17 protein-coding genes are annotated in these 17,476 nt (G+C 67.4%); 5 read left to right on the top strand and 12 right to left on the bottom strand.

Annotated elements, in window-relative coordinates:
• Window positions 1–24: 24 nt before the first annotated feature.
• From JUB13_RS10195 to JUB13_RS10185, 3 genes are read left to right on the top strand one after another with little or no spacing between them, the layout of a single operon-like run.
• On the top strand, window positions 25–1,707 hold the full coding sequence (locus JUB13_RS10195; RefSeq protein WP_207478709.1) for a cyclic peptide export ABC transporter: 1,683 nt from the start codon (window positions 25–27) through the stop codon (window positions 1,705–1,707).
• 13 nt (window positions 1,708–1,720) lie between these two features.
• A complete protein-coding gene (locus JUB13_RS10190) occupies window positions 1,721–3,313 on the top strand; it encodes an ATP-binding cassette domain-containing protein (RefSeq protein WP_207478708.1) in 1,593 nt (530 codons plus the stop codon).
• Window positions 3,314–3,346: 33 nt separating this feature from the next.
• Window positions 3,347–4,105 carry a substrate-binding periplasmic protein gene (locus JUB13_RS10185; RefSeq protein ID WP_207478707.1) on the top strand — a complete coding sequence of 253 codons (759 nt, stop codon included), beginning with the start codon at window positions 3,347–3,349 and terminating at the stop codon, window positions 4,103–4,105.
• 55 nt (window positions 4,106–4,160) lie between these two features.
• On the opposite strand, the gene JUB13_RS10180 is transcribed toward JUB13_RS10185, so the two are convergent.
• The 4 genes from JUB13_RS10180 to JUB13_RS10165 form a co-directional block, all read right to left on the bottom strand.
• Entirely contained in the window at window positions 4,161–5,798 is a 1,638-nt protein-coding gene (locus tag JUB13_RS10180; RefSeq protein ID WP_207478706.1) for an ATP-binding cassette domain-containing protein, read from the bottom strand.
• Entirely contained in the window at window positions 5,786–6,592 is an 807-nt protein-coding gene (locus JUB13_RS10175; protein ID WP_207478705.1) for a hypothetical protein, read from the bottom strand. The genes JUB13_RS10180 and JUB13_RS10175 overlap by 13 nt, the downstream gene beginning before the upstream one ends.
• A 67-nt stretch (window positions 6,593–6,659) precedes the next feature.
• Window positions 6,660–7,064, bottom strand: a complete 405-nt coding sequence (locus JUB13_RS10170) for an SET domain-containing protein (protein WP_236024866.1) — start codon at window positions 7,062–7,064, stop codon at window positions 6,660–6,662.
• A gap of 76 nt (window positions 7,065–7,140) precedes the next feature.
• Window positions 7,141–8,292 (bottom strand): SDR family oxidoreductase, encoded by a 1,152-nt coding sequence (locus JUB13_RS10165; RefSeq protein ID WP_207478703.1) that lies wholly within the window; start codon window positions 8,290–8,292, stop codon window positions 7,141–7,143.
• A 472-nt stretch (window positions 8,293–8,764) separates the two neighbouring features.
• On the opposite strand from JUB13_RS10165, the gene JUB13_RS10160 reads away from it, so the two are divergent.
• The gene (locus JUB13_RS10160; protein WP_207478702.1) at window positions 8,765–9,511 is read left to right on the top strand and encodes a TorF family putative porin; all 747 of its coding nucleotides are present in this window, start codon (window positions 8,765–8,767) and stop codon (window positions 9,509–9,511) included.
• Window positions 9,512–9,583: 72 nt separating this feature from the next.
• On the opposite strand, the gene tauD is transcribed toward JUB13_RS10160, so the two are convergent.
• The 8 genes from tauD to JUB13_RS10120 all read right to left on the bottom strand — a co-directional run bounded on the left by tauD (window position 9,584) and on the right by JUB13_RS10120 (window position 16,109).
• Window positions 9,584–10,459: a taurine dioxygenase gene (gene tauD / locus JUB13_RS10155; RefSeq protein ID WP_328702911.1), complete on the bottom strand. Its 876-nt coding sequence runs from the start codon at window positions 10,457–10,459 to the stop codon at window positions 9,584–9,586.
• Window positions 10,456–11,328: a taurine ABC transporter permease TauC gene (gene tauC, locus JUB13_RS10150; RefSeq protein ID WP_207478701.1), complete on the bottom strand. Its 873-nt coding sequence runs from the start codon at window positions 11,326–11,328 to the stop codon at window positions 10,456–10,458. The genes tauD and tauC overlap by 4 nt, the downstream gene beginning before the upstream one ends.
• Before the next feature lie 4 nt (window positions 11,329–11,332).
• Complete coding sequence (locus JUB13_RS10145; RefSeq protein ID WP_207478700.1) at window positions 11,333–12,115, bottom strand: taurine ABC transporter ATP-binding protein; 783 nt, start codon at window positions 12,113–12,115, stop codon at window positions 11,333–11,335.
• Window positions 12,116–12,156: 41 nt separating this feature from the next.
• Window positions 12,157–13,161 (bottom strand): taurine ABC transporter substrate-binding protein, encoded by a 1,005-nt coding sequence (gene tauA, locus JUB13_RS10140; protein ID WP_207478699.1) that lies wholly within the window; start codon window positions 13,159–13,161, stop codon window positions 12,157–12,159.
• 49 nt (window positions 13,162–13,210) lie between these two features.
• Window positions 13,211–13,417 (bottom strand): hypothetical protein, encoded by a 207-nt coding sequence (locus tag JUB13_RS10135; RefSeq protein ID WP_207478698.1) that lies wholly within the window; start codon window positions 13,415–13,417, stop codon window positions 13,211–13,213.
• A gap of 440 nt (window positions 13,418–13,857) precedes the next feature.
• Complete coding sequence (locus JUB13_RS10130; RefSeq protein WP_207478697.1) at window positions 13,858–14,049, bottom strand: hypothetical protein; 192 nt, start codon at window positions 14,047–14,049, stop codon at window positions 13,858–13,860.
• A gap of 441 nt (window positions 14,050–14,490) precedes the next feature.
• Window positions 14,491–15,132: a glutathione S-transferase family protein gene (locus tag JUB13_RS10125; RefSeq protein WP_207478696.1), complete on the bottom strand. Its 642-nt coding sequence runs from the start codon at window positions 15,130–15,132 to the stop codon at window positions 14,491–14,493.
• 140 nt (window positions 15,133–15,272) lie between these two features.
• Window positions 15,273–16,109, bottom strand: a complete 837-nt coding sequence (locus JUB13_RS10120) for a helix-turn-helix transcriptional regulator (protein WP_207478695.1) — start codon at window positions 16,107–16,109, stop codon at window positions 15,273–15,275.
• A 430-nt stretch (window positions 16,110–16,539) separates the two neighbouring features.
• Between JUB13_RS10120 and JUB13_RS10115 the strand changes: the two genes are divergently transcribed.
• Window positions 16,540–17,313 (top strand): amino acid ABC transporter substrate-binding protein, encoded by a 774-nt coding sequence (locus JUB13_RS10115; protein ID WP_207478694.1) that lies wholly within the window; start codon window positions 16,540–16,542, stop codon window positions 17,311–17,313.
• The last annotated feature ends 163 nt before the right edge of the window (window positions 17,314–17,476 follow it).

The raw sequence follows: 17,476 nt of genomic DNA, 5'->3' as shown, positions 1-17,476 counted from the left end.
AGACGACCTGTCGGAAGGCGAAGAATGCCCCCTCTCCTGGAACTTCTCAGCCGGCATCTGGCACGGCATCGCCGCAGCCTGGCCGTGATGGCCTTCCTGGCAGGTCTCTCGAACACGCTGGTGCTGGCCACCATCAACGCCGCGACGGGCGTCGTCGGCGACCGCGACGCGACGCTCCGCTTCGCGGTGATGTTCGCGATCGCGATCGTGCTGTTCGTCCTCGTCCAGCAGAAGCTGATGCGCCGCGTCGCGACCGACGTCGAACGGACGATCGAGGACTATCGCGTCGCGCTCTTCGCGGCAGTGCGCAAGACCAGCCTGCCCAGCATCGAGGGCATCAACCGCGCCGAGCTCTTCGCCTGCATCAGCCGCGAGACACGGGTCCTCAGCCAGGCTACGCCCGCGATCGTGGTCGCGGGCCAGTCGGCGGTCCTCGTCCTCTGCACGCTGGTCTACATGGCCTGGCTGTCCATGACGGCCTTCATCATGTGGTCCGCCTGCACGGTTGTGGGCGCGATGGTGCATTACGGCCGGTCCAAGGAGATCCGGACCCGGCTGGCCGAGGCGTACCGGAAGGAGAACCAGCTCGTCACGCGGACCAACGATCTCGTCGACGGGTTCAAGGAAGTGAAGATGAACCGGCTGCGCGGAAGCGAGCTGGAACGCGACTTCACTGCCCTTGCGACGGAGGTGGCCGAGCATCGCGTGACGACGCAGATGCTGCACTCCCGCCACTTCGCGCTGTCCCAGGTGATGTTCTTCATCCTGGCCGGGCTCATGGTCTTCGTCGTGCCGATCCTCAGCCCGACCTTCGTCGACGTCGTCGTGATGACGACGACGGCATCGCTGTTCCTGATCGGCCCGCTTTCCTCGGTGGTGTCGGTCCTGCCGACCGTCGCCAACGTCAACGCGGCGGCGAGCGCAATCCTCTCCCTCCGTCGCCGGCTCGCGGCCATGGATGCGGAGGCCGCGTCGGACCAGGAGCCGTTCCGGGAGTTTCGGACGCTGCGCCTGGAGTGGCTCCTGTACCAGCACCGCGACGCGACCGGCGAAGGCGGCTTCACCGTCGGCCCGATCACGGTCACGATCGAACGCGGACAGACCGTGTTCATCACCGGCGGCAACGGCTCGGGCAAGACGACGCTGATCCGGCTGCTGACCGGACTGTACTCGCCGGACCGGGGAACGATCTGGCTCGACGGAAACGTGATCGACGCATCGAACCTGCCGGCCTATCGCGACCTCTTCTCCGCGGTCTTCTCGGACAACCACCTGTTCACGGAGCTGTACGGCATCGAGGAGATCGATCAGGCCTACGCCGACAGGCTGTTCGAGATCCTGGAGATCGGCCACAAGGCCCAGATCAGGGATCGCCGCTTCACCAACGTCATGCTGTCGGGTGGCCAGCGCAAGCGCCTGGCCCTGATCGCGGCGCTGCTCGAGCGGCGGCCCGTCTGCATCTTCGACGAATGGGCGGCGGACCAGGATCCCTATTTCCGCGAGAAGTTCTACCGGGTCGTCCTTCCGATGCTGAAGGATGCCGGCGTGACGGTGATCGCGATCACGCACGACGACAGGTTCTTCGACATCGCCGACATGCACCTGCACATGGAGGACGGCCGGCTGCACGTCGTCCGCGCCGCCCCATCCGGGGCGGTGAGCGCCGACGCCGGGCCGCCTGCCCTCGCGCCCGTCGAAGCAGCCTGAGGGACGACCGGCCATGCACCTGCTGATCCTCCTGCGCCGCCATGCGCCGCCTTCCGTGCTCTGGATGGCGGCCGCCTTCGTCGCCATCGCCGCGCTGGAACTCGGGCTGGGGCTGACCGTGACGCTCGCGGCGGACGCCGCGCCGGAGACGCGGTGGGCTGCCCGCGATCTCGGTGTCCTGCTCCTGGGATGCCTGCTGTTCTACGCCGCGCAGACGTTTCTGCTTCGGCGCGCCATGGACACCCTCGTCCAGAGCCTGCAGTCCGCGGCCGAGGCGGTCATCCATGGCATCGGGCGGAACGCGGGCGCCGGCAGCCGGTCCGGAGCCGATAAGTCCCGGGCGGACCATGCGGCCGAGGCCGTCAGCCTGCTGACCGATCCGGCGATCCCGTCGGCGTTGGCCGCCTGCATCGTCGTCGCCGTCCAGTCCTTCGTGCTCGTGCTCTGCGGTCTGGTCTACCTGGCAGCGGTCTCGAAGATCGCCTGCATCCTCGCATCCGTGATCCTGCTCCTGATCGCCGCAAGCCGGACGCTCGGGCGATGGGGCACGGCGGCACCGTTCGAGGCCATCCGGGATCATCAGCGCTCGGCCTACCGTACCCTGCTGAGCCTGTCGTCGCAGAGGCGGCGGCTTGCGCTCGACCAGGGATCCAGCGGGGGGCTGAAGGGCCGGCTGCTGGCCGACATCCACGCGATCGCCGCCTTGCACCGCTCGACCCACCGGGACATCGCGCAGGACAGCACGGTGCAGCAGATCCTCTACTTCCTGCTGCTCGGGGGCCTGATCTTCATGGTCCCGCTGGTGGACCCCGGATTCCAGGACAGGATGCTGGGCGCGGCGGCGGTGGCCATCTTCCTGTTCGGGCCCCTCTCGGCCGCGCTCAACACGATGCCTCTGTTCGACGCCGCCGACGTCGCAGCCAGGCAGATCATGGATCTCGGACGCGAGGGCGGTCTTGCGGAGGCCCGGCCGGACGACCGCTTCATGGCCTTCGCGGAACTGCGCCTGGAGGGGATCCGAACCGACGCCCCCGAAGCGGCGGGAGCGGAATCCGCCCCGCTCGACATCACCATCGGCCGTGGACGGTTCGTCGCGATCGTGGGTCCCGCCGGTTCCGGGAAGACCCGGCTGGCCGACGTGCTCATGGGCCTGGCCGAGCCCGCATCGGGCAGGATCTGGGTCGACCGCGCGGTGGTCGGACCCGAGACGCGGCCTTCGCTTCGGCAGCTCTTCGCCCTCGCCGAGGAATGCGGCGGCCAGGGCATGGGCGTCGCGCCGGCCGGCACCGCCGAGGCCTCCGCGTTGCTGGACCTCATGAGGCTCGGCGCCAGGGAGCGCTCGGCGCTGCGCGACGGCATCGCGTTGTCGGCGGCCGAGCGAATGCATGTCGAGGTCGCGCGCTCGGCCCTGTCGGACCGTCCCATCGTCGTGCTCGACGGCATCCTCGACGGCGCGGATCCCGCCTGGCGGGCGAATTTCCTGGCCTCCGTGCTTCCTCGCCTGACCTCGGCCGGGCGCACGATCGTCCTGCTGACCCGTCAGCCGGACCTTGCCAGGTCCGCCGATCTGCGCGTGGATCTCGCGCGCGAGGCGGTCCCGGCGTGATCCCTTTCGCACGCAAGGCATGAAGGCGCGTTCGTGAAACACCTGTTCCCTATCCGCCGGATCGGCCGCCTCGCGGCGGCGGCCGCGCTCCTGCTGGGCATGGCCTCGGCCGGGGCTTCTGCGACTGAGCTCTGGACAGTCGCGTCGGACCAGAACTTCCCGCCCTACAACTTCACCCTGAAGGGCAAGCGCACGGGCGTCGATACCCAGATCATCGAAGCGGTCCTGAAACGGATCGGGGTGTCGCCGATCCACCGCCCGATGAGCTGGTCCGAGGTCGTCGAGGCCGTCGACACCAACCAGGTTGACCTGGCCTTCCAGTTCATCGCCTCCCCCGAGCGGATGGAGCGGTACCGGATGGTCGGTCCCTTCCGGACGGGCGAGACCGTGCTGCTGACGACGAGCAACCGGAATTTCGACATCAAGGACATCGCGGACCTCCGCGGCTATCGCGTCGGCACCATCCGCGGCTTCACCTACGCCCCTTCCTTCGACAACGATGCCGAGATCGCGAAGCTCGCCGGCGCGAACGCGACCACGAACATCCGCCGGCTGATAAACGGCCGCGTCGACATCCTGATCGGTGACCGTCAGAGCTTGCTCTATTCCGCCGACGAGGACGGCAAGCTCGAGCGTGTGAAGATCGTCGGCATGAAGGTCGGCGACTTCCCGCGCTATGTCGCCTTTCCGAAGCAGAGGGCCGCGAAGGCCGAGCGCTTCGAGAAGGCGATGAACGAGCTGATCGCCGACGGCACGGTGGACCGGATCATCAGGTCCTGGCTGTCCGAGTGAGGGCGCGCGGCGCCTGCTCCATTCGGCAGGCGCCGCGCAGCGCGCGAAGCGCAGATCAGGCGGGTTGAGGAAGCCCGCCGACCTCCTGGACCGAGACGACCATGCCGCGCTCGACGTGCCAGTGGACGTCGGCGGCCGACAGGTATTCCCGGTCGTGGGTGATCGCGATGACCGTCATCCCGAGATCGCGCAGCCGGGGCAGGACTTCGCGGTAGAACTTGGCGCGGAAGTAAGGCTCCTGGTCGGCAGCCCATTCGTCGAGAACGCAGATCGGCTTCTTTTCAAGGATGGCGGCGATCAGCGCCAGGCGCTTGCGCTGTCCTCCCGACAGCTTCAGCGTGCTGAAGCTCCGCCCCTCGATCCTGGCCTTGTCGCTGATCTCGAGGAACTCGAGCATGTCCCTGGCAAGCTCCGCATCGATGGACTGGATGCCGTAGAGCTCCCGGAACAGGTGGTTGTCCGAGAAGACGACCGCGAAGAGCTTCCTGTACTGCCCGAGGGTGCTCGGCTCCACGACCATGGAATCGACCGTGATCCGGCCGTCGTAGAGCCTGTACAGGCCCAGGAGCATGCGCAGGAGCGTCGACTTGCCGGAGCCGTTGCCCCCCGTGACCAGGATCACGCGGCCGCGCTCGATCGTCAGGTTGACGGGGCCGATCCAGTACTCGCTTCCGTCCTGGCTGCGATGCCCGAAGAGCGCGTCCTTGAGGTGGATCGCCTTGAAGTTGTCGAAGCAGGATTCGGCCCCGTGGCTTTCGACGATCCGCGGAACCGGCAGCCGGTTCTCGAGCGCCAGCACGTTCATGGCGGCATTGTTGGCGCCCATGTAGCTCGGCAGGCTCCCCACGATGGTCAGGACGGGGCCCGCGACGAACATCAGCGCCAGCGCGATAGAGACGAGCTCGAACGAGTAGCTCGCGATCTGCGGCAGGACGAAGATCACGAAGAGGATGAGGATGTTGAAGGCCGCCTGCGATTCCACGACGGACCGGACATAGGCGTCGATGGCGACGTGCTTCCGCCGGCCAATGTCGTGCGCGACCTCCATCACCTTCCTGGACAGCTCGGAGGCGCGGCGGTCGTCCATCCGCAGCTCCTTGGCGCCGTCCATCATGTCGCCGACATGGCCGAGAAGGACGTTCTCCAGCTCGCTCGCCTCGGTGAAGATCTCCTCGGCCTGGACGCGCCGTGCCGCGACGATTGCGATGCTCGCTGCGACGAAGGCCAGGCAGCACAGCGCCGCCAGCGGCGAATGGACGAAGATGTAGAGCGTGATGGCCGCGATCACGAAAACGGAGTGCAGCATCTCCGCGATGATCGGCGAGCAGTACGAGATCGTCCGCATCTCGGCGCTGATGCCGGAATAGAAGGCAGCCCGGTCGATCTTGTCGGCCTGGAGGAACTCCGCATGGCGCAGCCGCGTCAGCAGGCGTTCCCGCAGATCGATGATGATCGCCTCGAACTGCCGGGACACCCGCCGCATCGCCTGTCGGTGCACGAGGGCATAGACCAGCGTTGCGCCGGCCCCGAGGACCAGCAGGTGGTGGCGCTCCTCGGATTCGAGCGCGGGATCGATGCCGGCATTGACGATCACGAGGATCGCCACGGCCGCCAGGGCGGAGACCGCCAGGCACAGCACCGTCCATTTCAGCATGCCGCCGGCATGCCGGATCAAAAGCATCAGCAGCTGCATGGCACGCCCCCGGCCGGCACGGTTTCGGCTCGCCGGGCCGGGGTGCCGCCCGGGACGCCGGCAAGAACGCCGCTCTGTGCGAGCCAGCGCCGCGCCACTTTCGTCGCGTTGTCCTCCGACAGGCGGGCCTGGCAGATGATCTCGACGGCCTCGGCCCAGCGCGGGTTGACCTGGCGGAAGGCGGCGATCGCCGGGCTGTCGAGCTTCGCCTCGTTGATCTCCAGCGCCATGCCGGACAGCCCGTAGCCCGCCCAGTTCCAGTCCACGACGCCCTCGGCGGGCTTGTAGTACTGTCCGAAGTAGCGATGCCCGACCCAGTCGCGGACCTCGCGGTCGAAGGCGTCCGTGGCATGGTCGAGCCGGGGCGTGTAGCGCTCGAACAGCATCGGCATGTACCGGTAGGAGCGATACCCCACCGCGCTGTAGTGCCAGTACCAGGGAAGCTCCGGCCTGACCCTCAAAGCCTGGTCGAACATGAAGGCGACCATGCCGCGGAGCAGCTCGTTCGTGCCCCAGTACGCACGGTCGACCACGCAGTGCGGCGTGTGGAAGATGCCGACCGTCCGGCCGGCGACCGCCGCGACGGTCTGGTAGAGCGTGGCGAAACCCACCAGCTCCGATGTCGCCTCGTCGTGGAGGAGGATGCAGTGGTCGAGCGCCTCCGCCTCCTGCGCGAAGTAGTCCTCGCCGTATCCCTCGAACCACTGGCCGAAGAGCGCGAACATCCTGCGCCGATCGTCCGGGCCGAGGCTGCCGCCGGCGACGATCGAGGTGCTGACGGGGCGGGAACTCATGTCGCGGTCTTCTCCGAACTCTTTTCCAAGCCCATTTCCGACATCCGCGGGCGCGCCGTCGGGGCGCTCACGCCTCGACCAGGCCCAGGTAGCGGCCTGCGCCGATCGCACGGACGGCCGAGCAGATCTCCTCGTAGTTGCAGGTGAGCTCCTCGCCGGCCGCAATCGGGCGGAGCGCACGAAAGACGCGCCAGTCGTCGGCCACGGCGCGGCCGATGTTCGGCGCGTCAGCATGGTTCACGAAGCAGGCGTGATCGCCGAACACGAGGATCGAGCCGTTCCCGAGCTCGCAGCAGTGGCTTTCCAGGATGCGTGCGAAGGTCGGGAAGCTGCGCCGCATGGCGTCGTCCGGCACGATGATCCGGTCGATCCGGTCATCGAAGGTCCAGACGGGCGTTCCGGCCGGAAGGAACTCGGTCGCGAACAGCCCCTGCCCCTCGATCGTGCTGGGGCCGAGGCGGGTGTCGATCATAAGCGGCATCGTGGCTACCGGATTTTCGGGCAGAAGGCGGAACGGGGCGGGCCTGACCGGCCCACCCCTTCGCGGGTCAGGCGGGCACCTTCGCGGCGGTGCTCGCGTCGAACCCGAACATGCCGGCATCGGTCAGGAACTGCTCGGCGATCGAGGCGTCGATGCTGTTCAGGCAGGTGCCGACATAGTCGCCGAACCGCGGCGGCGGGGCGAAACCCTCGGCGAGCAGGCGCGTATTGTCGAAGGCGATGTCCTGGGCCGTGAACCGGTGGTACTTCCGGGCGCCCATCGCCATCGTCCTGTGCATCACGTCGCGCTGCGGGAACCGGCGCCGGAAGGCCTCGTCGAACGGCTTCCAGCCGATGGCCGCCCTGTGGTCGAAGAAATCGTAGGGACGGGTGCCGTCATGGCCCGCGGCGGCGAAGGCCGCGGCGAAATCCGTCCACGACATCCGTGCGCCCACGCCCGCCGACACGTGGTAGAGCGCATGCGCGAGGTCCGGCTTGCGCAGGAGGTCGTGCAGGCGCGCCGAGACCCAGTCGACCGGCACGATGTCGATGAAGCCGTTCTCGTGGCAGGGCAGGATTCCGGTGTGGTCGACCAGCCGGAAGAACCAGAAGATGCTCGAGCTGGGCTTGCAGCCGAGCCGCGTGTGGCCGGTCACGATGGACGGCCGGGCAACGACGATCGGCAGGTCCGGGAATGCCGCTGCCAGCGCCATCTCGGCCGCCGCCTTGCTGCGGGTGTAGTCGACGATGTGCGGGCTCCCGTTCGGCGGCGGGGCGGCTTCGACGACGGTCTCCAGGTGGCGCGACTCACCGCAGCAGAAGGCCGTGCCGACATGGAGGAAGCGCCGCAGGTGCTTCATGCGCCGTGCGCGGGCCGCGAGCGCCAGCGTCCCATCGACATTGATGTGCCAGACGGATCCCTTGCTCTCGAACGAGGTGTCCGCCGCGCAGTGCACGATGTGGGTCACCGCATCCAGGCGCGGATCGGCGCTCAGGGGCAGCGATTGCAGGTCGCCTGGCAGGATCTGGCACTGGCGGGCCGCGATCGCCGCCGTCTCGGGGTCGCTGTGGAGCGCCAGGTTCTCCTCGAGCCGCCTGCGGCAGGCTTCCACGTCGGATCCGCGCACGAGCAGCAGGCAATCCTCCGCGGAACCGTTGCGGAACGCGTCCATGTAGAAGGAACCGCCAAGAAAGCCTGTCCCGCCGGTCAGTAGAATCATAGTCCCGTCACTTTCTCAGGAGGAAAGCAGATCCTCCGGCACCGGCGAGACGGGCCCAGCGCTCCCTGGACACGGCGGCTCTCGGTGGCGTCGGATCGCCCATGGTGAATCGCCGTACGAGCGACGAAATGCAGTGCGGGAAGCTAGTTCCATTGGCTTAATCGCAAGTTAACTGAACCCCAGGCACGTTAATAACTGTCAATCATTCGTAATTCGAATGAGCCCAGGTAATAACGAAGCGCCGCTGTATCTGGAAAGTAACTCCGGCCGAGCCATCTGGCTGAAAGACGATTTTCCTCGTCGCGATTAACCGATCGTTCACGCGCGACATAGATATGTTTATTTCGTCGGTAACATCCGAATTGGTGTGCGCACCTGCTTCGTAACGGCCGCTCCCGTGCGAAGCGCCGCATGCGCCTGCCGAAACGTCGGGCCGACGCCCATGTCGCGTGAACCGGAAGACCAATCTGAAATGATCAAGCATATCTCGGCCGCGCTGCTCTGCGCCTGCGTCGCCGCTTCGAACGCTTCGGCCGCCGAGGATGGCGGCAGCTATTTCGGAACGTTCTCGGGGAACGCCGCCCTGGCCACGGAATACGTCGCCCGCGGCATCAGCCAGACAGGCGTGCGCCCCACCTTCCAGGGCGGCCTCGACTGGAAGTACGAGGCTGATGGCATCACTCCCTATGTCGGAGGCTGGGCGTCCAAGGTCGACGGTGAGGGTGCGCTCGGGATCCCCGGCGCCAACTACGAGCTCGACCTCTATGCGGGAACCGTCTTCAGCTTCGGTGGCGCGGACCTGGACCTGGGTGCGACCCGGTATGTCTACCCCGGCGAGAATGCCTCGGGATACGACCCCAGCTACTGGGAAACCAAGGTCGGGCTGAGCTACACGATCGGCGACTTCGCCCAGCCTGCGCTTACCTATAACTATACGCCGGACTATTCGGGCACGGGCTTCGTCGGCCACTACGTCAAGGCGGAGCTGACCATCGCCCCGCCCGAGCTGCCGCTCGGCCTGTTCTTCAACGGGTCCTTCGGCCGCAGCATGTTCAGCGGCGACACGATGCTGGACTACAACGACTGGTCGCTCGGCGCCGGCGTCCAGATCGATGGCGCGACCATCACCCTCATCTACACGGACACGGACATCGGCAAGGACAGCTGCCCGAAGTTCTGCGACAGCCGTGTGGTCGGAACCGTCCAGTTCGTCTTCTGAGCGCGACCGCCGTTCTGAAGGTGGGGCGCGGGCGTGACATCGCGGCCCGCGCCCTGCCCGTGCGCTCCGGGATCAGTAAGGCTGGTCGCCGAGAACGGTTGCCCTGTGGACGATCCGGCGGTGCGGCAGGTAGTCGTTGACCGCGTAGTGCTGGGTCGAGCGGTTGTCCCAGATCGCGAGATCCCCCACCTTCCAGCGCCAGCGCAGTGTGAACTCGGGCTTGCTCGCGTGCTCGAAGAGGAAGCGCAGCACAGCATCGCTCTCCTTTTGGCCGAGCCCCAGGATCCGCGTGGTGAAGCCCTCGTTGACGAACAGGCCCCTGCGCCCGCTGACGGGATGGGTCCGGACGACGGGATGCTCGACCGGCGGGTTGGCCGCCCGCGCCCGCTGCCAGTCAGCCGCGGCCTCGGGCGTGGCAAACCGTCCGGGCGGGAAGGATTTCTCGAAGTCATGGACGGCGCGCAGCCCGTCCAGCAGGCGCTTAAAGGGCTCCGACAGTGCCTCATACGCCGCGAATGAGCTGGCCCATAAGGTATCGCCGCCGCCGGGCGGGATGAGCTTCGCGGACAGCACCGCAGCTTTGGGCGGTGTCCGGATGAAGGTCACGTCGGTGTGCCAGTTATCGTTGTCCGTCGGGTTCTCGGCATGGGTGTCCAGCACGATGATCTCGGGCTGGTCCGGAACCCGTGGATAGATCGGGTGGATGTGCAGGTCGCCGAAGCGTGCCGCCAGATCTCGATGCTGCCGCGGCGTCAGCGGCTGGTTCTCGAAGAAGAGCACCTGGCGCTCGACCAGCGCCCGGTCGAGCGCCGCGACCGTCTCCTGCGACAGCGGGCGCGTCAGGTCGAGGCCAGTGACCACGGCGCCGATCGCGGGGCTGATGGGAGTCACGGTGAGGCTCTGAAGCAGCGTGTCCGGCATGGCGGGGTTCCCTTCGAAAAGTGTCACCTGTGGCCCTGCCAGGGCACGCAGGCGCGTTGGATGAGGCGGAGGAGAACGTCCAGGACCAGCGCGACCGCGGCGATGACCAGGATGCCGAGCACGACGACGTCGGTCGCGAGGAACTGGGCCGCGGACTGGACCATGAAGCCGAGGCCGCGTGTGGCCGCGACCAGTTCGGCCGCCACCAGCGTCGACCAGCCCACGCCGAGGCCGATGCGGATCCCGGTCAGGATCTCTGGCAGGGCCCCGGGCAGGACGACTAGGCGGACGACCTGCCCGCGCGAGGCGCCCAGGGACCGGGCGGCATTGATGCGCTCGCGGTCGACGGACCGGACGCCCGCGGCCGTCGCTAGCGCCACCGGCGCGAACACCGCGAGATAGATCAGCAGGACCTTGGAGATCTCGCCGATCCCGAACCAGATCACCACGAGGGGCAGATAGGCCAGCGGCGGGATCGGCCGGTAGAACTCGATGGGCGGCTCGAGGATCCCGCGAGCGAAGGGGTTCAGCCCGATCGCCAGGCCAGCCGGGACCGCCGTCAGCACCGCCGCGAGAAGAGCCGCGAACACGCGTCCGAGGCTCGCCAGCAGATGCTGGGCAAGGGTCGCGTCGACATAGCCGTCGGCAGCGACGCGTATGGCCTGGGTTGCGACGGCCTCGGGGCTCGGCAGGAAGAGCGGCGGCACCAGGCCGGCATGGGAGATCGCCCACCAGAGCGCAAACAGCACGACCGTCGTCACGATCGCCGTCGTGCCGAAGACCCGCCGGCGCACGCCGGTTCTCCGCCGCGTCGAGGCCTGCCCCTGCCCTGCCGGCTGTTCGGCCCGCCGTTCCGCCGCGGCAGCGGCCCAGAGAATAGCGAAGATGTCGGGCATGGCGTCAGACCTGGGCGTTGGCAAAGACGAGATCGCGGACCTGCTCGCGCGCAGACACGAATGCCGCATCGGACTTGACGCGTCGGGCCGAGGTCTCGGCGGCGGCCTCTCGGCCGAACTCGAGATCGAGCTCCGCCGTGACGCGGCCCGGCCGCGGGGACATGATGACGAGGCGCGTTGCCAGCAGGACCGCCTCCTCGATCCCGTGCGTGATCAGGAAGATGCCCTTCCCGGTGCGCGCCCAGAGATCGAGGAGAAGCTCCTGCATCTGCTCCCGCGTCATGGCGTCGAGGGCGCCGAGCGGCTCGTCCATCAGCAGGAATTCGGGGTCGGCCGCGAGGGCCCGTGCGAGGCCGACGCGCTGGCGCATGCCACCGCTGATCTGCCAGACCTGATGGTCGGCGAAGCCTGCGAGGCCGACCAGGTCGAGCATCGCGCGTGCGCGCTCGCGCCGCTCTTTCCTGGGCATGCCCCGGAGCCGAAGCCCGAACGCCACGTTGTCGATCACGTTCAGCCAGGGCAGCAAGGCATCGTTCTGAAACACGACGCCCCGCTCCGCGCCCGGCCCGAGAACCGGATGATCCCCGTGGGTGACCCGGCCGGAGGTGGGTGCGAGGAACCCCGCCATCAGGTTCAGCAGCGTGGTCTTGCCGCAGCCAGAGCTCCCAAGCGCGACGACGAAACTGCCGGGCTCCACCCTGACCGAAACCCGGTCGAGGGCGGAGACCGTTCCGCCGTCCGGAGCGTCGAAAAGCACTGTCGCGTTCTCTACCGAGAGGATGGCCATGATGCGCGTTTCCGTTCCGGTCGACGGGACCCTGGCCGGGACTAGCGGGCCGCTATGGCGTCCTGAACGAAGCGCGGCTCCACAAAGGCCCCGTAGTCCGGAAGCAAACGGTCGATCCGCCCCTGCTCCTTGAGGAAGGCGGAGGTCCGCTGGATGGCAGCGACTGTGCCCCCGCCCAGGAGCGACGGGCTCGCCTGCTCGGCGGCGGTGGGAAACGCGTTGCCGGCCAGCACTGCTGGGACGTCCTCGGCCTTGGCGCCCGTCAGCTTGGCGATCTTCGCAGCCTGCGGCGACGAAACCGTCCAGGCGGAGGGGTCCCTGTGATAGGCGGCGTAGGCATCGTCCGTCACGCGGACGAAGGTCCTGACCACGTCGGGGTTAGCCGAGGCGAAATCCTTGCGCGCGATCCAGGCGTCGAAGGTGGGTGCCCCCCAGGATGCGACCTCCTTGGAGGTCACGAGGACATCGCCGCTCTCCTTGATCTTGCCGAGGGCGGGATCCCAGACATAGGCGGCGTCGATGTCGCCGCGCTGCCAGGCCGCTCCGATCTCCGGTGGCCTCAGGTTGACGATCCGGACCTGCTTCGGATCGATGCCCCAGTGCTTGAGCGCGGCAAGCAGGCTGTAGTGGGTCGTCGACACGAAGGGAACCGCCACCTTCCTGCCGACGAGATCCCCGGGCGCCTTGATACCGGCCCCGTGGCGCACGACCAGCGCCTCCGCCTCTCCGATCAGCGTCGCGACATGGATGGTCTGGATCGGCAGTTCCCGGCTCGCCGCCGCGGCGAGCGGGCTCGAGCCGACATAGCCGATCTGCACGTCGCCTGCCGCGATGGCCGTGATCACGTCAGCCCCGGAATCGAAGCGACGCCAGTTGATCTTCCATCCTATCGCCTTCTCGTAGGTGCCGTCTGCCTGGGCCACCTTCGCGGGGTCGATCGTCGTCTGAAAGCCGATGGTCACTTCGCGGTCCGCGGCGCGGGCGGCTCCCGCCGCGAGAAGGACCGCGGTGGCAGCTGCGAGAATTCCGCCTATTCTGTTTGCCATGATGGTTCTCCCCGATGCGGGGGCGGGTATTCCCTGCCCCCTGTTGTCGCTAGTTGTGGGCGTTGCGTTCGCCCCCGGCAGCGGCAAGGTGCCGGGCTGCGCGCTGGGCCTGGTCGACGCGCCGGAAGAATCGCCCGTCGAGTTCGCGGAAGGCATGGTCTGCCACGAAGAACGTGAAGCCGCCGCGCTGGGCGACGACGATCCCGGCTGACCGGCCCTGAACCTCGATGGCGTAGGCATTGCTGGAAACGTGCATGGTCATACCCCTGGGAGGGCGCCGCGCGGGCGCCCATCCTCGACTGGAATGCTGTGTGACCGGCCGACAGGCCGGCTCAGGCGGATCCTGCGACCGGCGCGGTCAGCGACAGGACCCGCGACACATCCCGGGGGTGGTGACGGAAGTGTGGGAAAGGCACGAGCGCCGCCGGACGGCAGGCGCAGAGGTGTCGAACGTCATCCGGTCTCTCCAAGGTTCCACGACCGGTGATCGTGGCGCTTAGCGTTTGGTGTCGCGGCGCAAGCAGGGGCCGAAAATTCCCGCGGCGATACGTCATCGCGTAGAACAGTATTTAATACCATATGCGACGAGTCAATGCTGCAGAATTAACGAGACGCGACTGTGTAACTGACGGGCGTCGGTACAGACCGGGATCGCGGTTGGACCGGGCAGGACGGGGCTGCGCGATCCCATGCTTGCTACTGGGGAGGGCCGGCCTCGGCGTGAACGGCGTCGATCAGCCGCTTGTCGACCCATCTTCCATAATCCACCCTGCCCTTGAGGAGGCCTGCCGCGATCATGACCTGCTCCTCCTCCTGGAAGGAGCGGAGCGTTCCCTCGGTGATCCTGGGATCCTGGTTGAACACGCCGCCGCGATAGGTCGCCCGCACCGAGGCTTCCGAGCCGGTGTGTTCAGGGTGATGGGATTGGACTGCGTCTGCGGCATCGCGCGCTCCCTTCCGTGGACAAATCCTGCCGTGTCGCTGGCGCGGGCCGAAGCTTTTCGCAGCCTGCATTGGGCTCAGGGGTCTTTAGTTACATTCTTTGAGGTGCGCGTTTTTCCGTCAATGGAACGGTTTTTCTGATTTCTATGCGATGGAAGGATGTTGTTTTTCCAAAATGTCCCTACAGGACCGTTTTATCCTCTTGGCCGTCGTCAGGACGTCTCGGCACTCGTTCCCCGATTGGTCGGTTGCTGCCCCGCAGGAATCAAGGCGGAGATCGGCAACGACCTGCCCTACCTCCAGGCATCGCGGTGACCCCCGGCTTGCCGAGCTGCGCCGTCAGACGCTGGCGCAGCTCGGCCTGGATGCGGTCTGGCAGCCCAGGGATCACGCCAGGACCGGAGTCAGGTCCGGGTCGCTCTTGGCCATGGCCCGCCTGTAGGCCGGCCGTTCACCGATGCGCCGGAGATACGCGCGTATGCTGGGATAGGGCGAAAGATCGACGGGTTGGAACAGCCGCATCGTGGTTAGCGAGAAGACACTCATGATGTCCGCCGCGGTGAACTCAGCGCCGGCGAGATGGTGGTTCTGCGCCAGCCGCGCCTCGATCAGGGCGAGCACGCTGTTTAGCCGCTCCTGAGCCGAGGCCTGGACCGGATGGTCCGGCGCCAGCCCGCAGCGCCCCACGGTCAGTGACCGGAGCATGGCCGGCTGAAGATTGCCGTTGGCGAAATGGAACCAGTAGAGATAGGCCGCGAAGTCGGGATGCTCTGGCCCGTGCTGCAGGCGGCCGCGACCGTGCTGCGCGAGGATGAACTCGACGATGGCGGCCGATTCCGCCAGCAGCATTCCCTCGGCTTCGATTAGGGGCGCCGCGCCGAGCGGATGCAGCGCCTTCAGCTCCGGTGGCGACAGGCGCGTGACGGGATCGCGGGTGTACTTCTCGAGCGTGTAGGGAACGCCGAGCTCCTCGCAGAGCCAGACGATCCGTTCCGACTGCGAGTGGCCGAGATGGTGGATTTTCAGCATTGGGCTCTCCTCGGAAGCCATGGGGACAGGCGCGTCCGCTCGCGCGACATGCACGGGAATGCAGCTTCGTTGATGGGGCGATCGGCCCTCGCCCGGACGCCGCACCGCGGGTGCCGGCTGTCCTGCGAAAGCCGGCGGCGTCAGGTTGCGTCGGCCATGCGTTCGACCGGGATGGAGGAGGACGGACGCCCGCGGCTCTGTCCGCGGATGTCGGTCGGCAGGTAGCCGAAGCGCGCCCGGAACCGCGCCGTGAAGCGCGATGCCGAGGCATAGCCCGCGGCCAGCGCGACATGCAGCACGGGAGCATCGGTGTTCTGCAGGAGGGCAAGCGCATGCGACATGCGGACGTCCTGCAGGAGGTCGCGAAAGGCAACGCCCTCGGCCGCGAGCCTTCTGCGGAGCGTCGGGACGCTGGTTGCGGCCTCCCGCGCCACCCGTTCCATCGACCAGTCGGCGGACGGATCGGCCGAGAGAATACGGCGGACCTGCTGCCCGATCGACTCCGGCCCGGGAGGCGCGAAGCGGAAGCCCCGCTCGCCGAGCCAGAGCAGAACCTCCTGTAGGCGGTGCGTGGCGATGCTCGCCGGCAGGGCGTCGGCGTCGCTCAGGGCGTCGAAGGCGCGGTGGAACGATGTGTGGAACGCCGCGTCCAGGCCGCCGTGCAGCGCGACGCGCGGGCCTGCATGGCGTCCGGCGACGGCGGCGGTGGCAAGCAGCTCGGGGAGCCAGGCGATCCAGAGCGCCCGATAGGTGCCGCCGCGGCCTGGCGTGTTGGCGATGTCCACCACCTCGCCCGCCTGGAGCGTCAGGGCTTCGGCGGCGCCCGCGGTGCATTCCCCGCCTGACCAGCGGATGCGTTTGCGCCCCTCCTCGACGAGGATCAGCGTCGCCTGCTCCACCATGACCCGACGCGACGTCAGATCGGAGCGCTGCACGATGTGCCCGGCCGCTCCCACGCCGGGGCGCGCGAGCACCATGCGGGGCCCGGACGCGAGCCGGACGCTGCTGGTTGCGCTACCTTGGGGCAGCCGGGAAATCATGCCTGCCTCGGGCTCGGGTGGGCGATGACCCAATCTGTCAGCAAAAGCGCCGGCGGTCGCGCCTCTGACGCTCAATCTTTGTGCCGATCCGATCAATGCGGCGCGATCGGAGCCCGAGGGATGCGGGCGGGCCCCGCCCCACTCCGGCCCTCCATGTGAAGCTTCGGAGTCCAGATCCGACGGCTTGCACATCGCGTTTACGTGGAATATCGCGAAAAGCGCTTCTGATAAGCGGTAAATGCAGAGGCAGCTCTCTTGCCTGGAACTGTGCTTCTAAGTAGCGTGCCCCGAAACCGCTGGTACCGCGGCTGCGCATCGCAGAGGCGGCATTTACGGCATCCCTCTTCCACAAACACGGGGCATCAGTATGAAACGCCTGAAATCGCTGCTCATCGCGGGCTTGCTGCAGGTGGCGGCCCTGTCCGCGGCCCACGCCCAATCGGATCTTGAGCGCATCAAATCGGAAGGCGTGCTGAAGATCGGGACCGAGGGCACCTATGCCCCCTTCACCTATCACGACACCTCCGGTGCACTCGTCGGCTTCGATGTCGAGCTTGGGCGCGAGGTCGCCAAGCGCATGGGCGTGAAGGCGGAGTTCCTGGAGGGCAAGTGGGACGGCCTGATCGCCGGTCTCGATGCCCGGCGCTACGACGCCGTGATCAACCAGGTCGGCATCACCGAGGCGCGCAAGGCGAAGTACGACTTCTCCGAGCCCTACATCGCCAGCCGCGCCGTGCTGATCGTCCGCGGCGACAACGAGAGCATCAAGAGCTTCGCCGACCTGAAGGGCAAGAAGTCGGCTCAGAGCCTGACCAGCAATTTCGGCAAGCTCGCCGAGGCCTCGGGCGCGCAGCTCGTCGGGACCGACGGTTTCGACCAATCGATCCAGCTCGTCCTCAACGGCCGGGCCGACGCGACGCTCAACGACAGCCTGACCTTCCTCGACTTCAAGAAGCAGAAGCCCAACGCCAACGTGAAGGTCGTGGCGACCGAGGACAAGGCAAGCCATTCCGGCATCATCGTCCGCAAGGGCGAGACGGCGCTGGTGGCCGCCATCAACCAGGCGCTGGAGGCCATCAAGGGCGATGGCACCTATAGCAAGATCTCCCTGAAGTATTTCGGCGCGGACGTCTCGAAGTAGGAGCGGCTTGCGACCTGCTCCCTCTCCGCTGGAGAGGGAGCCAATGACGCCGGGCGAGGGTGGCAGTGACGAAGTGCGTCTTTCTCGCCAGACGCCTCGCCCGGTCCGAGCTGCGCATGTTCTTCTGTTCCCCTCCAGTGGGACGGGCGTGCCCGCCCACATT

The organism is Arenibaculum pallidiluteum (assembly GCF_017355985.1).
Taxonomy (GTDB): domain Bacteria; phylum Pseudomonadota; class Alphaproteobacteria; order Azospirillales; family Azospirillaceae; genus Arenibaculum; species Arenibaculum pallidiluteum.
The sequence above is the reverse complement of the archived record's forward strand: the minus strand, read 5'-3'. Positions and strand labels throughout refer to the sequence as shown.